The organism is Pseudomonas syringae group sp. J254-4 (assembly GCF_032586855.1).
Classification (GTDB): domain Bacteria; phylum Pseudomonadota; class Gammaproteobacteria; order Pseudomonadales; family Pseudomonadaceae; genus Aquipseudomonas; species Aquipseudomonas amygdali.
The window spans coordinates 78,297-96,494 of sequence record NZ_JAWHOO010000014.1; the positions used below are offsets into that span (position 1 = coordinate 78,297).

Annotated in this window: 16 protein-coding genes; 5 read left to right on the forward strand and 11 right to left on the reverse strand. The window is 60.3% G+C overall.

Translation table 11 applies throughout. The features are described from left to right. Positions 1-237: 237 nt before the first annotated feature. From RYB09_RS17440 to RYB09_RS17465, 6 genes are all read right to left on the reverse strand, one after another. Positions 238-783, reverse strand: coding sequence for a C40 family peptidase (locus RYB09_RS17440; RefSeq protein WP_058400189.1), 546 nt, complete (start codon positions 781-783; stop codon positions 238-240). Between the two features lie 90 nt (positions 784-873). Beyond that, positions 874-1,596 (reverse strand): C40 family peptidase, encoded by a 723-nt coding sequence (locus RYB09_RS17445; RefSeq protein ID WP_058400188.1) that lies wholly within the window; start codon positions 1,594-1,596, stop codon positions 874-876. A gap of 75 nt (positions 1,597-1,671) precedes the next feature. Then, on the reverse strand, positions 1,672-2,436 hold the full coding sequence (locus RYB09_RS17450; RefSeq protein ID WP_058400187.1) for an NAD-dependent deacylase: 765 nt from the start codon (positions 2,434-2,436) through the stop codon (positions 1,672-1,674). Next, a complete protein-coding gene (hda, locus tag RYB09_RS17455) occupies positions 2,430-3,134 on the reverse strand; it encodes a DnaA regulatory inactivator Hda (protein WP_002554607.1) in 705 nt (234 codons plus the stop codon). The genes RYB09_RS17450 and hda overlap by 7 nt, the downstream gene beginning before the upstream one ends. A gap of 217 nt (positions 3,135-3,351) precedes the next feature. Continuing rightward, complete coding sequence (locus tag RYB09_RS17460) at positions 3,352-4,425, reverse strand: AI-2E family transporter (protein WP_002554608.1); 1,074 nt, start codon at positions 4,423-4,425, stop codon at positions 3,352-3,354. 38 nt (positions 4,426-4,463) lie between these two features. Continuing rightward, positions 4,464-5,567 carry a DUF2066 domain-containing protein gene (locus tag RYB09_RS17465; RefSeq protein WP_058400186.1) on the reverse strand — a complete coding sequence of 368 codons (1,104 nt, stop codon included), beginning with the start codon at positions 5,565-5,567 and terminating at the stop codon, positions 4,464-4,466. A 341-nt stretch (positions 5,568-5,908) separates the two neighbouring features. Here RYB09_RS17465 and purM point away from each other — a divergent pair, with 341 nt between their 5' ends. From purM to RYB09_RS17485, 4 genes are all read left to right on the forward strand, one after another. Beyond that, positions 5,909-6,967, forward strand: a complete 1,059-nt coding sequence (gene purM, locus RYB09_RS17470) for a phosphoribosylformylglycinamidine cyclo-ligase (RefSeq protein WP_002554610.1) — start codon at positions 5,909-5,911, stop codon at positions 6,965-6,967. Further along, positions 6,967-7,617 carry a phosphoribosylglycinamide formyltransferase gene (gene purN / locus RYB09_RS17475; protein ID WP_058400184.1) on the forward strand — a complete coding sequence of 217 codons (651 nt, stop codon included), beginning with the start codon at positions 6,967-6,969 and terminating at the stop codon, positions 7,615-7,617. The genes purM and purN overlap by 1 nt, the downstream gene beginning before the upstream one ends. 8 nt (positions 7,618-7,625) lie before the next feature. Then, entirely contained in the window at positions 7,626-8,339 is a 714-nt protein-coding gene (locus tag RYB09_RS17480) for a DUF3108 domain-containing protein (RefSeq protein WP_002554612.1), read from the forward strand. 481 nt (positions 8,340-8,820) lie between these two features. Then, complete coding sequence (locus RYB09_RS17485; RefSeq protein WP_002554613.1) at positions 8,821-9,000, forward strand: hypothetical protein; 180 nt, start codon at positions 8,821-8,823, stop codon at positions 8,998-9,000. Positions 9,001-9,083: 83 nt separating this feature from the next. Here RYB09_RS17485 and RYB09_RS17490 read toward each other — a convergent pair whose 3' ends face one another. From RYB09_RS17490 to cysM, 5 genes are all read right to left on the reverse strand, one after another. Continuing rightward, on the reverse strand, positions 9,084-9,623 hold the full coding sequence (locus RYB09_RS17490; RefSeq protein WP_005755227.1) for a DUF2058 domain-containing protein: 540 nt from the start codon (positions 9,621-9,623) through the stop codon (positions 9,084-9,086). Positions 9,624-9,653: 30 nt separating this feature from the next. Next, the gene (gene mazG, locus RYB09_RS17495; RefSeq protein WP_058400183.1) at positions 9,654-10,487 is read right to left on the reverse strand and encodes a nucleoside triphosphate pyrophosphohydrolase; all 834 of its coding nucleotides are present in this window, start codon (positions 10,485-10,487) and stop codon (positions 9,654-9,656) included. A 27-nt stretch (positions 10,488-10,514) separates the two neighbouring features. Next, positions 10,515-12,758, reverse strand: coding sequence for a GTP diphosphokinase (gene relA / locus RYB09_RS17500; RefSeq protein ID WP_004657204.1), 2,244 nt, complete (start codon positions 12,756-12,758; stop codon positions 10,515-10,517). Positions 12,759-12,914: 156 nt separating this feature from the next. Further along, positions 12,915-14,270 carry a 23S rRNA (uracil(1939)-C(5))-methyltransferase RlmD gene (gene rlmD / locus RYB09_RS17505; protein WP_122258346.1) on the reverse strand — a complete coding sequence of 452 codons (1,356 nt, stop codon included), beginning with the start codon at positions 14,268-14,270 and terminating at the stop codon, positions 12,915-12,917. Further along, complete coding sequence (cysM, locus tag RYB09_RS17510; RefSeq protein ID WP_058408418.1) at positions 14,270-15,172, reverse strand: cysteine synthase CysM; 903 nt, start codon at positions 15,170-15,172, stop codon at positions 14,270-14,272. The genes rlmD and cysM overlap by 1 nt, the downstream gene beginning before the upstream one ends. A 250-nt stretch (positions 15,173-15,422) precedes the next feature. On the opposite strand from cysM, the gene RYB09_RS17515 reads away from it, so the two are divergent. After that, positions 15,423-18,176: a response regulator gene (locus RYB09_RS17515; RefSeq protein ID WP_122258345.1), complete on the forward strand. Its 2,754-nt coding sequence runs from the start codon at positions 15,423-15,425 to the stop codon at positions 18,174-18,176. Positions 18,177-18,198: the final 22 nt, after the last annotated feature.

The window sequence follows — 18,198 nt, forward strand, 5'->3', positions numbered from 1 at the left end:
GACGCGGAGCGCCTTACGGTAGTTGAGATTATCGTTCCCTACGCTCCAGCGTGGGAATGCAGTTCTCGACGCTCCGCGTCGCAAGAGGACGCAGAGCGTCCGGAAAGGCATGCGACGCAGAGCGTCGCACGATAGGCGCGATGATCGTTCCGCACGTCCGGAACGGCATGCGACGCGGAGCGCCGCACGATAGGTTTTGTGCTGCAGGTTCCAGGCAGACCGCGAGCAGGCGACGCGCTATGGCCGAATCTGCGCCAGATTTGCTGGCTGAATGACGCGCTTGGCGTTGAGGTAGGCCTTCTGCCAGTAAGGCTTGTCGAGGCTGTCGAGCTTGACCGTGCCGCCGCTGGCCGGGGCATGCACGAAGCGGCCTTCGCCGACGTAGATGCCCGCGTGGGACACCTGCGAGCCGCCCGAGGTGGCGAAGAACACCAGATCCCCTGATTGCAATTGCTCGCGACGGATATTCGGCACGCCCATCACGATCATCTCGCGCGTGGAACGCGGCAGGGAAATGCCCGCTGCATCGCGATAGACATAACCTATAAGACCGCTGCAATCAAAACCGGAGTCAGGCGTGTTGCCGCCCCAGCGATAAGGCGTGCCAACCAGCCCCAACGCACGAAACAGCACGTCTTCGGCAGCCGGAGAAAGAATCTGAGGGGGAGCAGTGACCACCGGACGCTGAACGATCCGGGGTGCTTTGGGCGGTGGCGGCGCACTGGCGCAGGCACCCAGTAACGCAGCAACAGAAATAACTATCAGGCGCAACGCAATCGACATAACCACAACAACCTATCCGGATGCGGCTTACGCTGCCGAGAAGCTCAAAAACGCAGAAAGACCCGAAGGTCTTGTTCTGCGCGTTCTATTTTATTTACGCCGCTTTGGCGCGGTCTTGACTGTAGTCGAAGTCATCGCTGTTGTCTGCGCGGCATCAGGCGTCGACTTTACCGCGACCGTACCTGGCGCCATTGCCAGAGGCCGCTTGGCCTCGATAAACGTCTTGCTCCAGTAGGCGTCATCGAGGCTGTCGATGCGTACACCGCCACTGCGACGGCTGCTGGAGTGAATGAACTGCTGATTGCCGGCGTAGATCGCTGCATGGCTTACGCGACCACGGCCACGGGTACTGAAGAACAGTACATCGCCAGGCTGAAGGTTTTTGCGCGATACCAGCGGTGCGTCAACGTTGATCATTTCACGCGTGGAGCGCGGCAGGCTCATGCCAGCCTCTTCGCGAAACAGGTAACCAATGAAGCCGCTGCAATCGAAACCCGAGGAAGTCGACGTGCCGCCGAACTTGTAACGCGTGCCGATCAGGGATTTGCCACGTTCCAGGATGCTGTCGGCCAGAACCGGCAGCTGGTAGGACTTGTTGTCGGCGAAGTGAGCGAGTTCGTCTTCGGTGGCAATCTCGTCCTGCAAGGCTGCGGCGTCGGCGCGACGGGCTGCGGACTGAGCGTTTGCTGCGTTCTGATAACGCGCAACGGGCTGAGCCTGTTCTTGCTGTGCGACCGGCATATTGGCCGAGCAACCGAAGAGGAATGTAACGAGTGCGAGAGGCACGAGGGGTGCGAAGCGAACAACCTGCATGGGCACAACCGTGGCTGACTAGTTAAGATGGCGAGACTATGCCTTTTATGAAGGTGATTTGCAAATTCAATCGAACTAGATGTGACTTATGAGTTCCGCCATGACATGTGCTGCGCGGCACTGCAAAAAGACGTCCATCTGCGCGCTGTGATCGGTCGGCTGCGGATTGATTTCCGCCGTAAAACCCCCGGAAACTCTGGTGCGAATGACCGGTTCATGAATGTAGGGGAAGCTTGCCGTGGTACCGATACTCAGGACTGCGTCATAGCCTTTAGCCAGTTGTTCATACAGTGTTTCCAGTGCTCTTTCAGGGAGCATTTCCTGAAAAAGAACGACGGGCGGTCGCATAACGCCACTACATGCCGGGCATAAAGGGGGCAAAGGACGCTGCAAGTGCTCACTCAATTGCGGATCTTCAGCACCACAGGATTGGCAAAACAGTGGCGAGAGTTGCCCGTGAATTTCGATCAGGCGTTCCGGCGGGCTGCCAGCGGCGCGGTGATAGCCGTCGACGTTCTGGGTCAGCACCCAGCACTCGGGCTTGATGCGCTGCAACTGGGCGATGGCGTAATGCGCGATATTCGGCTCGCCACCCAGGCACGCCCTGCCCAGTTCGGCGATGTACTTCCAGCACAGCTCGGGGTCACGGCGCAGCATGGGCCCGGACAGGGCCATTTCTATAGGCAGGCCGTCGTCGGTCTTGCCGTTGTAGAGACCGCCGACGCCGCGATAGGTCGGCAAGCCCGAATCAGCCGACAGGCCTGCCCCGGTGATTACCAGAATCCGTTGTGCATGGCGCAAGGCTGCCGCCGTTTGCATCAACAGCGCCTGATCTACCACCCCAGCGTCTCTTTAAGGAAGGGAATGGTCAGCTTGCGCTTTTCCTGGAGTGACGCCTGATCAAGGCGCTCAAGCAATTCGAACAGCGCGCTCATGCTGCGCGTACCACGCGTCAGAATGAAATGACCTACCTCATCGGTCAGGTGCAGGCCGCGGCGTGATGCACGCAGTTGCAGCGCACGCAGCTTGTCTTCGTCGGACAGCCCGCGCATCTGGAATACCAGGGCCATGGTCAGACGGGATTTCAGATCGGGGAGTTTGACCGGCAGTTCGCGGGGCGATTTGGACGCTGCAATGAGCAGACGACGCCCGCTGTCACGCAAACGGTTGAACAGGTGAAACAGGGCTTCTTCCCACTCCGGCTTGCCGACAATGGCTTGCAGGTCATCCAGACATACCAGTTCGTACTGTTCAAGATGGTCGAACAGCTCGATACCTTCATCGATGACTTCGGCAAGCGGCAGATACACCGCAGGTTCGCCCAGTTGCTCGAAACGCAGGCACGCAGCCTGAAGCAGGTGCGTGCGCCCTACTCCATCCTTGCCCCATAGATAGATGAGGCTTTCCGTCCAGCCAGCGTCGGCTTCGCACAGCCGCTCGACATAGCCGAGTGCAGCGGCATTGGCGCCTGGATAGTAATTGACGAAAGTGGCGTCATCACGCAGACGCACACTCAGGGGCAGCTGAATCGGTTTCATGCTGACTAACGGCTCATGCAAACCGTCAAGGGCCTCTGTGTAAAGAGCGCAAAGTTTATACCCGTGAAGCGGGTCGCACAATGCGACAGACCTCAAGCAAAATCAAAGGTTTGCGTCAGGGTGCGTAAAGCGCGGGTCGAGAAAGGGCGTTTTGACGTAATGCATGCATTGCCTGCACAAGCCTCTTCACCGGGCAGTGAAGAGGCGTGCGATGCCCTTACAGCTCGGGATCTTCCGCACCTGCATAGATTTCCGAGTCTTTATAAACGTCATGCATGTGGCGCACCAGCACCATGATCACCGCAGCGACCGGCAACGCCAGCAGAATGCCGGTGAAGCCGAACAGCTCGCCACCCGCCAGAATCGCGAAGATCACCGCCACCGGGTGCAGACCGATGCGATCCCCTACCAGCAATGGCGTGAGCACCATCCCTTCGAGGGCCTGACCGATCATGAATACGGCAACGATGCCCATCATCGGGTACAGGTCACCACCAAACTGGAACAACCCGGCGACCAGTGCCGAGCCAATGCCGATCACAAAGCCCATATAAGGCACGATGGCAGCCAGACCGGCGATCACCCCGATCAACAGGCCCAGTTCCAGCCCGACCAGCATCAGACCGGCCGCGTAGATCACCCCGAGACCGACCATGACCAGCAACTGCCCACGTATGAACGCGCCCAGCACCTCGTGGCACTCGCCCGCCAGCTTGACGATTTGACCTTCACGCTGACGTGGCAGCAGACCGCGGATCTTGCCGGTCATGATGTCCCAGTCACGCAACAGGTAGAAACACACCACCGGAATCAGCACCAGATTGGTCAGCCAGCCGATCAGCGCCAGGCTGGACGCCGTAGCCTGGGACAGCACCACAGAGACGATATCCCCGGCCTGCCCCATGTGTTCGGAGATGGCTGCCTTGATCTTGTCGAACTTCCAGAACCCGTCTGCCAGCCCGAACTTGGCCTGCACCCACGGCAACGCCGAGTGTTGCAGCCAGTCGAGGATCTGCGGGGCCAGCTCATAGAGACGAAACAACTGCTTGGCCAGCATCGGCACCAGCACCAGCAGCAAAGCCATCAGCACCAGCGTGAACAGACCGAACACCGCCACCACGCTCAAGGTTCTGGACAGCCCGGCGCGCTCCAGACGATCCACCAGCGGATCGCCCATGTAGGCCAGCAGCAGCGCTACCAGAAAAGGGGTGAGGATCGTGTGCAACAGCACCACGAATGCGACCAGCAAGGCCAGGCCGCCGATCCAGAACCAACGCCGTGTATCAGTCATCAACATCCCTCAACCCAATGGAAAAGCGCTTTGCCGGATTACCAGCGAAAATAAAGCTGTGGCGCGGACGCCGGAACAATCATCGGTGCGGACGCAGGTGCCGGAACAGCAGCAGCTCCATTGGCTGGCGCAACCGGCGCAGTCGCATCGACAGGCGCAGCAGGCGGTGTTGCGGCAGCGGCGGCCTCGGCTGCGGGCACTTCCTGCAATTTGGCCAGCGACAACTGCGAGCGTAGCTGATCGGTGCTGCCACTGACCTCAAACACCACTTTATCGCCGTCGACAGAACTCAGACGCACGCCGAACGGATCAAGTAACTGAAGCAGTTGTGCATAGCGCTCCAGTGTCATGCCCTGAACCTGCACCAGCAGGCCCGTCGAGGCACCGGGCTTGGCGACAAAACGTGGGGCCAGACGCTGGCTGACCGACAGCAGCACCGCATCGGCCAACGCTTCGGAGCTAGCCCCGGTCGCGGTGCCCTGCTCGCGCTGATCGCCCAGCCACAAGCGCCATTTGCCCTGCCACTGGCCTGCGTCTTCCTTGGCGTGCACCGCCAGTATCGCGTCGGCACCGTAACGCTCGGAAGCTTCCTTGAGCGGCGCGGCATCAGTGCCTTCCAGCGTCTTGGCGTTACCGATGCCCTGCTCGCTCAAATCCGCCAGCGGCAGACGCAGCGGCAAACCGCGGTGTTGCGCAGCGCGGCGTAGCGGTTCGGCGGCAGCCTGACCGTCACCGACCAGATTCGAGCCTTCCACCGAGTCGTTCAGCCACCAGCCGAGGATCGACGGGCGATTGCTGCCCCAGATCGACAGGCCGGCATCACGCAACGCACGGTCTGTGGTCGCCGGATCGAAGTCCACCAGCAGGGTTTCCGGCGGACCGGCCTCATAGCCGTACTGGCTGATGATTTGTTGCGGATCTTTGCGCAGCGCGGCGATGGCCGAACCCTGCGCGGCCTTGGCGTCACCGGTCAGGCGCAGCACCAGCGTTTCGACCGCGGCCTGGGTGGCCCGTGTGCGCTCATCGGGCGACTGACCAGCAACCGGCTCGCGGACCTGATAAAGGTTGCTGACCGTTTCGGCAAGACTGGGGAGGCTGATCAGGGACAGACAGCCGACTAGAAGAACTCTGGAAAAACGCATGGACAGTTCCCGAACGGAAAAAAGTAAAAAGAAGCTGTTTCAGGAGGTGTACAAGTCTGGGACAGCCTTGAACCACCAATCATTCAATTTGCGCATAAAGTACACCTTAAACGGCGGCACTCGCACTGACGGGAGGCGCCGGATCAGGTTTATTTGGCGCAACACCGCCCTGTTGTCGGCGCAAGGATGGCCCCTGGGGAGCAAGCCTGATAAAATCGCGCGCCTTCGCAGACCGGCAATCGCCACGGCCCAACATTACCATCGCATGACAGCGCGGTGCTGAACGGGTCCCAACGCAGCGGTCGATACCTCCGAATCCCCCCTAAAGGCCTGGATTTTCTATGAGCAAGCAACCCTCCCTGAGCTATAAAGACGCCGGTGTAGACATCGACGCCGGTGAAGCATTGGTCGAACGCATCAAGAGCGTCGCCAAGCGCACCAAGCGTCCGGAAGTCATGGGCGGCCTGGGAGGCTTCGGCGCCCTCTGCGAAATCCCGGCCGGCTACAAGCAACCGGTCCTGGTTTCCGGCACCGACGGCGTGGGCACCAAGCTGCGCCTGGCCCTGAACCTGAACAAGCATGACACCATCGGCATCGATCTGGTCGCCATGTGCGTCAATGACCTGGTGGTCTGCGGTGCAGAGCCGCTGTTCTTCCTCGATTACTACGCCACCGGCAAGCTGAACGTCGACACCGCTGCCCAGGTCGTCACCGGCATCGGTGCTGGCTGCGAACTGGCTGGCTGCTCGCTGGTCGGCGGCGAAACCGCTGAAATGCCGGGCATGTACGAAGGCGAAGACTACGACCTGGCTGGCTTCTGCGTCGGCGTCGTGGAAAAGGCCGAGATCATCGACGGTTCGAAAGTCGCTGCCGGTGATGCCCTGCTCGCCCTGCCATCGTCCGGCCCGCACTCCAACGGTTATTCGCTGATCCGCAAGATCATCGAAGTGGCCGGTGCCGATATCGAAAGCATTCAGCTGGACGGCAAGCCATTGACCGAGCTGCTGATGGCACCCACCCGCATCTACGTCAAGCCGCTGCTCAAGCTGATCAAGGAAACCGGCGCGGTCAAGGCCATGGCCCACATCACCGGTGGCGGCCTGCTCGACAACATCCCGCGTGTTCTGCCGCAAGGCGCTCAGGCCGTGGTCGACGTCGCCAGCTGGCAGCGTCCGGCCGTTTTCGACTGGCTGCAGCAGCAAGGCAACGTCGCTGAAAACGAAATGCACCGCGTGCTGAACTGCGGCGTCGGCATGGTTATCTGCGTTGCTCAGGAACACGTTGAAGCCGCGCTGAAGGTTCTGCGCGAAGCTGGCGAGCAGCCATGGGTGATCGGTCAGATCGCCACCGCTGCCGAAGGTGCAGCACAAGTCGAGCTGAAAAACCTCAAGGCGCATTGATGCCAGCCACCTGCGATGTCGTGGTGCTGCTGTCCGGCACCGGCGGCAACCTGCAAGCGATGATCGACAGTTTCAAGGACGGGTCCAGCCCGGTCCGTATCCGCGCGGTGATTTCCAACCGCGCAGATGCGTTCGGCCTGCAACGCGCCAGGGACGCAGGCATCGAAGCCTGCGTGCTGGATCACACTGCCTATGAAGGCCGTGAAGCCTTCGATGCAGCACTGATCGAACTGATCGACACTTTCCAGCCACAGTTGGTCGTACTGGCCGGGTTCATGCGCATTCTCAGCGCAGGCTTCGTACGCCACTTCCATGGCCGCCTTCTGAATATTCACCCTTCCCTGCTGCCGCGGTATAAAGGCTTGCACACGCACAAGCGTGCGCTGGAAGCTGGTGACACCGAGCATGGCTGCAGCGTGCATTTCGTCACTGAGGAACTCGATGGCGGCCCACTGGTCGTACAGGCAGTTATTTCGGTACAGTTGCACGACACGCCCACAACGCTCGCGCAACGGGTTCATGTTCAAGAGCACCGTATTTACCCACTGGCCATTCGCTGGTTTGCCGAGGGCCGACTGAGCCTTGGTGAACAAGGTGCGTTACTCGATAGCCAGTTACTCCCGGCCAGCGGCCATCTGATTCGACATTAGGAGATATTATGCGTCGCGCTCTGCTCTTCGCTTTCGCTCTGCTCGCATTGCCTGCCGTACAGGCCGCAGAACTTCAACCCTTCTCCGCCAGCTACACCGCCGACTGGAAACAGCTGCCCATGAGCGGCACGGCTGAACGCAGCCTGGAAGCAGGAGCCAATGGCACCTGGACCCTGAGCTTCAAGGCCTCGATGATGATTGCCAGCCTGACGGAAGTCAGCACACTGAAGGTCGACAAGGAAACCTTGCTGCCACAGACCTACAGCTTCGAGCGCAGCGGCCTGGGCAAATCCAAGAAGGTGGATCTGGCGTTTGACTGGAACACCAAGTTCGTCACCGGCACCGACCGTGGCGATGCGATCAAGCTGCCGCTCAACCGTGGCATCCTCGACAAGTCCACGTATCAGCTGGCGTTGCAACACGACATCGCTGATGGCAAGAAGAGCATGAGCTACCAGGTGGTCGACGGTGATGAAGTAGACACCTACGACTTCCGCGTACTGGGCTCGGAAAAGGTCACCACCAAGACTGGCCAGGTCGATGCGATCAAGGTCGAGCGCGTACGTGACCCGACACAAAGCAAGCGCACCACCGTGCTGTGGTTCGCCAAGGACTGGGATTACCTGCTCGTGCGCCTGCAACAGGTCGAAACCGACGGCAAGGAATACAACATCGTGCTGCTCGACGGCACCGTGAACGGCAAGGCTGTCAAAGGCAGCTGATTGCCCTGACCGCCCCGTAGCACCGAGCCCCGCTTATTAGCGGGGCTTTCTATTGGCTGCAAACAAGAGGACGCAGAGCGTCCAGAACGGCATGCCGACGCAGAGCGTCGCACGATAGTGGCGGTGCTCTCCAGGACACCTAGCGCGCCCTACACTCCGCGTGGGAATGCCGACGCCGAACCTCGCGCAATAAGGACACCTATCGTTCCCTACGCTCCGCGTGGGAATGCCGTTCTTGACGCTCCGCGTCATCTTTCTGCACCACTAAAGGCACATGAAAAATCCTTCACCTTGCCGTTTCCACGCTACAGGCCTCGTCATGCAAGGGCTGTAGGCGAACGACCATTTTTTGATCGCTCGGGAACCTGAACAGGCTATTTACTTAGGGAGCTAACAAATCCTATAAAAGAGTCCTGCGACACATCGCCGCAGTATCCAGAGGCCTAACCACTCAGGCCATCAAAGTCAGGAGCTTACTACTATGACTGTCAGAGTTACTGAACGCGACGACGCCCACCTCTCTCACGAAGCCGTTGCCGACGGCATCCAGATCTGGGACGTGCATCAACAGGACCAACTTGTAGGCATGTTTCACGTAGAGTCCGATGCTCTACGCTACAAGGAAGAGCTGGAAGCACTGGAAAGCCAAGGCAACCACTAAGCAACTTCCCTGAACCAGAAAACCCCAGAACAATAAACGACAAAACCCGCTGAATGCGGGTTTTGTTTTGACCGGTCAGCGAGTTACCACATCAGGTCGTCAGGCACCTGATACGCAGCGTACGGATCGTCAGCATCCGGCGCTTCGGTCGGGGTGTTGAGCAACACGATACGGCGCGGGTCGCGCTCCTGGATCTTCAGCGCAGCCTCACGCGGAATGATCTCGTAACCGCCGCCGTGGTGAACAATGGCCAGCGAACCGCTGCTGAGCTTGTTGCGCACCAGCGCGTTGACCGAGATCCGCTTGACCTTCTTGTCGTCAACGAAGTTGTAGTAATCCTCGGTAATCAGCTTGGGCAGGCGCGACACTTCGATCAGTTGTTTGACCTGAGCGGCGCGGGCCTTCTGCTCGACCTTCTCCTGCTGCTGGCGGTTGAGCTCCTGGTCACGCTTGGCCTTCTCGGCCATCGCTTCCTGAGCCGCACGTTTTTGCGAGTCGTCGGCCTGAGCCTGACCCTTGTGCACCAGACGCTGCTCTTTCTGCTTTTCTTTGCCGACCTGCTTGGCCTGCTTTTGGTTGACCAGACCTGCCTTGAGCAACTGATCGCGAAGGGAAAGGCTCATTGTCTACTCACTTATACCGTTACCGCACACTCAGCCGCAGCCGGGCGTGCTCTTTTCCTGACGTTTGGCTTCGCCCCACAATGCGTCCATTTCTTCGAGCGTGCACGATTCGATAGGACGCTGGATGTGGCGCAATGCCTGTTCAATGAATCGGAAGCGTCTGTCGAACTTGCTATTAGCCGAGCGTAGCGCAGTTTCCGGGTCGACTTTAAGGTGCCGGGCCAGGTTGACGACGCTGAACAGCAAATCGCCGACTTCCTCGGCAATGCCTTCGGCGTCATTGTCGACCATGGCTTCAAGAATTTCATCGAGTTCTTCACGCACCTTGTCGACCACCGGCAACGCTGCAGGCCAGTCGAAGCCGACCTGCGAAGCACGCTTCTGCAGTTTGGCGGCACGACTCAACGCAGGCAAGGCCACCGGCACGTCATCGAGCAACGACAACTGCTCGGGCGCGCCAGACTTTTCGGCACGCTCCTCGGCCTTGATTTCGTCCCAACGCTGGTTGACCTGCTCGTCGGTCAGGCGCGGCGTTTCTGCCGGCGCATACAGCTCGCCGGTCGGAAACACGTGCGGATGGCGACGCAGCAACTTGCGGGTAATGCCGTCGATGACGTCGTCGAATTCAAACCGGCCTTCTTCCTTGGCCAACTGGGCATAGAAGACCACCTGAAACAGCAGGTCTCCCAGCTCACCCTTCAGATGGTCGAGGTCGCCCTGCTCGATGGCATCGGCCACTTCGTAGGCTTCTTCCAGCGTATGCGGCACGATGCTGGCGTAGGTCTGCTTCAGGTCCCACGGGCAACCAGACTGCGGATCACGCAGCCGGGCCATGAGGTGCAGCAGGTCTTGAACTGTATACATGGGGCTCCCTGTGAGCGCAGGCAACGCTTATGGCGTCCTGTTCCTGCGTGTTTCGATAATGTTCGGCAGCTGGGAAATGCGCCCCAACAACCGCCCCAGTGCGTCCAGGCCCGGAATCTCGATGGTCAGCGACATGAGCGCTGTGTTGTCTTCCTTGTTCGAGCGGGTGTTGACCGCCAGTACGTTGATACGCTCGTTGAGCAGCACCTGGGTGACGTCGCGCAGCAGGCCGGAACGGTCGTAGGCGCGAATGATGATGTCCACCGGATAGGTGAGCACCGGCACCGGCCCCCAGCTGACCTGAATGATCCGCTCGGGCTCGCGACCACCCAGTTGCAGCACCGAAGCGCAATCCTGACGGTGAATGCTGACGCCACGGCCCTGGGTGATGTAACCGACAATCGCATCGCCCGGCAGCGGCTGGCAGCAACCGGCCATCTGTGTCATCAGGTTGCCAACGCCCTGAATCTGAATATCGCCACGCTTGCCAGGCTTGTAGCCCGTAGCTTTGCGCGGGATCAGTTCCAGCTGTTCATTGACGCGATCAGGTTCCACCTGCTGCTGAGCCAGATTGACCAGCTGCGCCAGACGCAGATCACCCGCGCCCAGAGCGGCAAACATGTCGTCGGCGGTCTTGTGGTTGGCCTTGTCCGCCAGCTTGTCGAAGTCGACCTGTGGCAATGCCAGGCGCGCCAGTTCACGCTCGATAAGGGTTTTACCGGCAGCAACGTTCTGGTCGCGGGCCTGCAATTTGAACCAGTGAACAATCTTCGCCCGCGCCCGCGAGGTAGTGATGTAACCCAGGTTGGAGTTCAGCCAGTCGCGGCTCGGCGTGCCGTGCTTGCTGGTGATGATCTCGACCTGCTCGCCGGTCTGCAGGCTGTAGTTGAGCGGTACGATGCGGCCATTGATCTTCGCACCACGGCAGTTATGGCCGATTTCGGTGTGCACCCGATAGGCAAAGTCCAGCGGTGTCGCGCCCTTGGGCAGGTCGATGGCGTGGCCGTCAGGGGTGAAGACGTAGACGCGGTCAGGCTCGATATCAACCCGCAGCTGGTCTGCCAGACCACCGATGTCACCCAGCTCTTCATGCCATTCGAGCACCTGACGCAGCCAGGAAATCTTCTCTTCGTAATGATTGGAGCCGGATTTGACGTCGGTGCCCTTATAGCGCCAGTGCGCGCAAACACCCAGCTCGGCCTCTTCGTGCATGGCGTGGGTGCGGATCTGCACTTCCAGCACCTTGCCTTCCGGCCCTATCACGGCGGTGTGCAGCGAGCGATAGCCGTTTTCCTTGGGGTTGGCGATGTAATCGTCGAACTCTTTGGGAATATGTCGCCACAAGGTGTGCACAATGCCCAGCGCGGTATAGCAATCGCGCATTTCCGGGACCAGTACACGCAACGCACGCACGTCATAGATCTGGCTGAATGCCAGGCCTTTGCGCTGCATTTTGCGCCAGATGGAATAGATATGCTTGGCTCGGCCACTGATGTCAGCCGTCACGCCGGTGGCTTGCAGTTCGTTGTCGAGCTGGGACATGACGTCGCTGATGAAGCGCTCGCGGTCCAGCCGGCGCTCGTGCAGCAGCTTGGCGATCTGCTTGTACTGATCAGGCTCCAGGTAGCGGAAAGACAGGTCTTCCAGCTCCCACTTGATATGCCCGATACCCAGACGGTGGGCCAGCGGCGCGTAGATGTCGAAGACTTCCCGGGCCACACGGTTGCGTTTCTCGTCGTCGGCGTTCTTTACCGCACGAATCGCGCAAGTGCGCTCGGCCAGTTTGATCAGCGCAACGCGAACGTCGTCGACCATCGCCACGAGCATCTTGCGCAGGTTTTCGACCTGCGCCTGACTGCCTAGCACCAGGGATTGACGAGGGCTGAGACTGGCGCTGATCGCGGCCATGCGCAGCACGCCGTCGATCAGTTTGGCGACCGTCGCGCCGAAACGCTGCTCGACCTCCGGCAAAGGGATGACACCTTCACGCACGCCGCGGTAAATGACCGCCGCAACCAGCGAGTCCTGATCCAGCTTGAGGTCAGCCAGGATCTCCGCGATTTCCAGACCGGTCTGGAAACTGGAGGTGCCCTCTGCCCAGTGATTCTTGTGGGCCTTGTCGTTCTGCTCGGCTTGCCGGGCAAACTCACAGGCCTGTTTCATGACTTCCCGGTCCAGGACCAGGTCGACGCTGACAATATGATCGAGCCACGCGTCGAGATTGATACTGCCGTCTGTGTTTATCGGCTGGTTCGCTCTCACCTGTACCATGCTGCTTACCTTCCCTACGGCGCGATGAATAGCGCCATCAGTCGCCAGCCTTCTGAGCGAATGCCACTTGCCGGGCAAGCAAGGACCGGCATTCGCGGGCCAGTCGGATTAAATGAGGTTCCTTGTCAGCAGCGACCTCGATCCAATGAACGCTGCTCACTTACTCATTTCAAATAAAGCCATCGCCTCGACATGCGCCGTCTGTGGAAACATATCGAGGATTCCGGCACGTTTTAATCGGTAGCCCTGACTGATCAGTTCGACCGTGTCACGAGCCAAAGTTGCCGGGTTGCATGAAACATAAAGCAGTCGCCGGGCACCCGTTTTTCTGATCTGGCGAACCACTTCAAAAGCCCCGTCACGCGGTGGGTCCAAGAGTACCGCAGAAAACCCTTCCGCCGCCCAGTCGGCGTGTGTCAGCGGCTGGGAAAGATCCGCCTGAAAAAACTGCACATTGTGCAGATCATTACTCATTGCGTTGACGGCTGCACGCTCGACCATGGTCGCAACGCCTTCGACCGCCACCACTTCCTTCGCCAGACCCGCCAGCGGCAAGGCAAAATTGCCCAGACCGCAAAACAGGTCCATTACCCGTTCATCTTTGGCAGGCGCCAGCCATTGCAGGGCCTGCTCGATCATCGCGGTGTTGACCGCCGCGTTGACCTGAATGAAATCTCCCGGTCGCCAAGCCAGTTGCAGGTTCCACGGCTCCAGCCGGTAGCCCAGCGTATCGCCGGGGCTGGCCGGTTGGGGCTCGCCCTCGCCGTGCAGCCACAGCTGCGCGCCGTGCTTGGAGCAAAACGCCTGCAACAGCGCCAGGTCGGCCTCGGCAAGCGGCGCGGTGTGGCGCAACAACACGGCAGTCGCAACCCCACTGAACAACTCGACGTGACCCAGCGCCTGCGGTTTGCTGAAGTTTTTCAGCATGCCAGGCAACTCATTCATGATGGGTTGCAAGGCCTGTACCAGCACCGGACAGTGTTCGATGCTAACGATGTCCTGACTGGCGGCTGCGCGGAACCCCACGTCCAGCCTTTTGGCCTTGGCATCCCAGCGAACCGCGACCCGCGCGCGTCGACGATAGGCCAGCTCGGCACCGCTCAACGGCGCAGCCCATTCATCCGGCACCACGTTCGCCACCCGCAACAGTTGCTCGGCAAGCATGCGCTGTTTCAGGGCAAGCTGTTCTTCGTGGGGCACATGCTGAACACTGCAGCCGCCGCAGCGACCGAAATACTCACAGGCCGGAGCGCGACGCATGGTGCTGGCGGTGAAAACCCGCTCGGTGCGCGCCTCGACGACCTTGCCGCGCGCATTGAGCACGCGCGCCTCGACCTCCTCGCCCGCCAGACTGCCGGCGACAAACCAGGTCTTGCCGTCGAGAAAAGCGATACCGCGACCGTCATCGGACAGGCGCTCGATAGTCAGCCGCTGTTTTTTACCGGCAGGAATCTGCACGGTCTTGACGCCGCCCGTGGGCTGAAAGCGCAGACCTCGTTCATGCTTGGCCATCAGTTGGGCGAATCGTAGACGCCGGTCGACAGGTAACGGTCGCCTCGGTCACAGATGATCGCCACAATCACGGCGTTTTCGACTTCCTGGGAAATACGCAACGCCCCGGCGACCGAGCCACCGGACGACACGCCACAGAAGATGCCTTCTTCGCGCGCCAGTCGGCGCATGGTGTCTTCGGCCTCGGTCTGGCTCATGTCGATAATGCGATCGACGCGGTCCGACTGGTAAATCTTCGGCAGGTATTCGTGCGGCCAGCGGCGAATGCCGGGGATCGAAGCACCCTCCATCGGTTGCAGACCGACGATCTGCACCTCGGGATTCTGCTCCTTGAGGTAGCGCGAGGTGCCCATGATGGTGCCGGTGGTGCCCATCGAGCTCACGAAATGGGTGATGGTGCCCGCCGTCTGCTGCCAGATTTCCGGACCGGTGGACGTATAGTGCGCCTCGGGGTTGTCGCCATTGGCGAATTGATCGAGCACCTTGCCGCGGCCTTCGGCCTGCATGCGCTCGGCCAGATCACGGGCACCTTCCATGCCCTCGTCCTTGCTGACCGAAATCAGCTCGGCACCGTAGGCGGTCATTGCGGCCTTGCGTTCGGCACTGGAGTTGTCCGGCATGATCAGAATCATCCGGTAACCCTTTATCGCTGCGGCCATGGCCAGCGCGATCCCGGTATTGCCGGAGGTGGCTTCGATCAGCGTGTCACCCGGATGGATCTGGCCGCGCAACTCGGCACGGGTGATCATCGACAGGGCCGGACGGTCTTTTACCGAGCCAGCGGGGTTATTACCTTCAAGCTTCAACAGGAGGGTATTGCTGGTATTACCCGCCATGCGTTGCAGACGCACCAGCGGAGTGTTGCCGACGCAATCGGCAATGGTTTGATACTGCAGGGTCATGGCGTCTTCGCAATCCAGACTGCGGGGGGTGCCTATCATAACGGCAAACGGCCAAAGCCCATATCACGCAAAGTGCGCTGCTTATTCCCAAAAAGAATAAACACTGATTTTTCCACTGCGTCCCCGTCCTGCACAGAGAGTTAGGTGCCCATGCTGACGGTAAATGGCTAAACTCAACCCCTTGTGCCGATACAGCCAGGCAGCCGATGCCTGTTATCGACGGACTGATACGTGTTGCCGGAGAACGAGCGTGCTGACCAAGCTGGGTATAAAAGGCCGTGTGCTGCTACTGACTATTTTGCCTGCCAGCCTGATGGCCGCAATGCTCGGTGGTTATTTCACCTGGATGCAGTTGAGCGAACTGCAAAGCCAGTTGCTGCAACGCGGCGAAATGATCGCCCAGGACCTGGCGCCATTGGCCGCCAACGCATTGGGGCGCAAGGACAAGATATTGCTGAGCCGCATCGCGACCCAGACCCTGGAGCAGACCGACGTGCGCGCCGTGTCGTTTCTCGATGCCGATCGCACGCCACTGGCCCATGCCGGGCCGACCATGATCAGCCCGTCGCCGATCGGCAGCGGCTCGCAGTTGCTCAATTCGACCGGCACCGACGCCACGCGTTATTTGCTCCCGGTATTCGGCAATCAACGCCACCTGACCAGTCCGATCATTCCGGCCGAAGCCGACACCCTGCTGGGCTGGGTCGAACTTGAAATTTCCCATAACGGCACGCTGTTGCGCGGCTATCGAAGCCTGTTTGCCAGCCTGCTGCTGATCCTGACCGGGCTGGCCTGCACCGCGACTCTTGCAGTACGCATGAGCCGCACCATCAACGGGCCGATGAGCCAGATCAAACAAGCGGTGTCGCAGCTCAAGGACGGCAATCTCGAAACCCGCCTGCCGCCGCTGGGCAGTCGGGAGCTGGACGAGCTGGCTTCTGGCATCAATCGCATGGCGGCGACCTTGCAGAACGCGCAGGAAGAACTGCAACTGAGCATCGATCAGGCGACCGAGGATGTACGTCAGAATCTGGAAACCATCGAGATCCAGAACATCGAGCTGGACCTGGCGCGCAAGGAAGCCCTTGAAGCAAGCCGGATCAAGTCCGAATTCCTGGCCAACATGAGCCACGAAATCCGCACGCCGCTCAATGGCATTCTGGGTTTCACCCATTTGCTGCAAAAAAGCGAGCTCACGCCGCGCCAGTTCGACTACCTGGGCACCATCGAGAAGTCGGCCGACAACCTGTTGAGCATCATCAACGAGATTCTCGACTTTTCGAAAATCGAGGCTGGCAAGCTGGTGCTCGATAACATCCCGTTCAACCTGCGCGACCTGTTGCAGGACACCTTGACCATCCTCGCCCCGGCGGCGCACGCCAAACAGCTGGAACTGGTCAGTCTGGTGTATCGCGATACGCCACTGGCGCTGTCCGGCGACCCGCTGCGCCTGCGGCAGATTCTGACCAACCTGGTCAGCAACGCGATCAAATTCACCCGCGAAGGCACCATCGTCGCCCGCGCCATGCTTGAAGACGAAACCGAAGAGCACGCGCAATTGCGCATCAGCGTGCAGGACACCGGCATCGGCCTGTCCAGTCAGGATGTGCGGGCGCTGTTCCAGGCGTTCAGCCAGGCCGACAACTCGCTCTCCCGCCAGCCGGGCGGCACGGGTCTGGGCCTGGTGATTTCCAAGCGCCTGATCGAACAGATGGGCGGCGAAATCGGTGTCGACAGCACGCCAGGCGAAGGTTCGGAATTCTGGATCAGCCTGAAACTGCCCAAGGCCCGCGAAGACAAGGAAGAATCGTTCAATATCCCGCTGGGAGGGCTACGCGCAGCAGTGCTTGAACACCATGACCTGGCGCGGCAGGCGCTGGAGCATCAGCTGGAAGACTGCGGCCTGCAAACCATCGTGTTCAACAACCTGGAAAACCTGCTCAACGGGGTGACGGCGGCGCACGAGACCCCGCTGGCTATCGATCTGGCGGTACTCGGCGTGACCGCGCTGGAAATATCCCCGGAACGGCTGCGCCAGCACATCTGGGACCTGGAAAACCTCAACTGCAAAGTCATGGTGCTGTGCCCAACCACCGAGCACGCGCTGTTCCAGTTGGCGGTCCACGATGTCTATACCCAGTTACAAGCCAAACCCGCCTGCACCCGAAAACTGCAAAAAGCGCTTTCCGAACTGATCGCGCCGCGGGCGATCCGCGCCGACATTGGTCCGCCGTTGTCGAGCCGCGCGCCGCGGGTGCTGTGCGTGGATGACAACCCGGCCAACCTGCTGCTGGTGCAGACCCTGCTCGAAGACATGGGCGCAGAAGTGGTCGCTGTCGAGGGCGGCTATGCAGCGGTCAATGCAGTGCAGCAGGAAGCGTTCGATCTGGTGTTGATGGACGTGCAGATGCCTGGTATGGACGGGCGCCAGGCCACCGAGGCGATTCGGGCCTGGGAAGCTGAACGCAACCAGAGCTCTCTGCCGATCGTGGCACTTACCGCCCACGCGATGGCCAATGAAAAACGCTCGCTGCTGCAAAGTGGCATGGATGACTACCTGACCAAACCGATCAGCGAGCGACAGCTGGCGCAGGTGGTCCTCAAGTGGACGGGGCTGGCACTGCGCAACCCGGCGCCGGAACGCCAGAACGAAGCACCTGACGTGCACGTCGGGCCGCTGGTGCTCGATCATGAGGAAGGGCTGCGCTTGGCTGCGGGCAAGGCGGACCTCGCCGCCGACATGCTGGCCATGCTGCTGGCCTCGCTGGCCGCCGACCGCGAGGCCATCCGTGTGGCGCGGGCCAACCAGGATGTACAGGCGTTGATCGAGCGCATTCACCGTCTGCACGGCGCAACGCGCTACTGCGGCGTCCCGCAACTGCGCACCGCCTGTCAACGCGCCGAGACCCTGCTCAAGCAGAACGCCGCGCACACCGAAGCGGCTCTGGACGATCTGGACAAAGCCATCATTCGTCTGGAAGCCGAGGCACGGGTGACAGCGTGATGGCACCGCTTGCTCCTCACAC

What these genes read in the sequence shown, in the direction of transcription:
- hda (WP_002554607.1), bottom strand. Translation starts at nt 3,134, where the DNA reads ATGAAACCGATTCAGCTGCCCCTGAGTGTGCGTCTGCGTGATGACGCC.
- RYB09_RS17440 (WP_058400189.1), bottom strand. Translation starts at nt 783, where the DNA reads ATGTCGATTGCGTTGCGCCTGATAGTTATTTCTGTTGCTGCGTTACTG.
- RYB09_RS17490 (WP_005755227.1), bottom strand. Translation starts at nt 9,623, where the DNA reads ATGAGCCTTTCCCTTCGCGATCAGTTGCTCAAGGCAGGTCTGGTCAAC.
- RYB09_RS17460 (WP_002554608.1), bottom strand. Translation starts at nt 4,425, where the DNA reads ATGACTGATACACGGCGTTGGTTCTGGATCGGCGGCCTGGCCTTGCTG.
- RYB09_RS17485 (WP_002554613.1), top strand. Translation starts at nt 8,821, where the DNA reads ATGACTGTCAGAGTTACTGAACGCGACGACGCCCACCTCTCTCACGAA.
- purN (WP_058400184.1), top strand. Translation starts at nt 6,967, where the DNA reads ATGCCAGCCACCTGCGATGTCGTGGTGCTGCTGTCCGGCACCGGCGGC.
- relA (WP_004657204.1), bottom strand. Translation starts at nt 12,758, where the DNA reads ATGGTACAGGTGAGAGCGAACCAGCCGATAAACACAGACGGCAGTATC.
- RYB09_RS17480 (WP_002554612.1), top strand. Translation starts at nt 7,626, where the DNA reads ATGCGTCGCGCTCTGCTCTTCGCTTTCGCTCTGCTCGCATTGCCTGCC.
- rlmD (WP_122258346.1), bottom strand. Translation starts at nt 14,270, where the DNA reads ATGGCCAAGCATGAACGAGGTCTGCGCTTTCAGCCCACGGGCGGCGTC.
- RYB09_RS17465 (WP_058400186.1), bottom strand. Translation starts at nt 5,567, where the DNA reads ATGCGTTTTTCCAGAGTTCTTCTAGTCGGCTGTCTGTCCCTGATCAGC.
- RYB09_RS17445 (WP_058400188.1), bottom strand. Translation starts at nt 1,596, where the DNA reads ATGCAGGTTGTTCGCTTCGCACCCCTCGTGCCTCTCGCACTCGTTACA.
- mazG (WP_058400183.1), bottom strand. Translation starts at nt 10,487, where the DNA reads ATGTATACAGTTCAAGACCTGCTGCACCTCATGGCCCGGCTGCGTGAT.
- purM (WP_002554610.1), top strand. Translation starts at nt 5,909, where the DNA reads ATGAGCAAGCAACCCTCCCTGAGCTATAAAGACGCCGGTGTAGACATC.
- cysM (WP_058408418.1), bottom strand. Translation starts at nt 15,172, where the DNA reads ATGACCCTGCAGTATCAAACCATTGCCGATTGCGTCGGCAACACTCCG.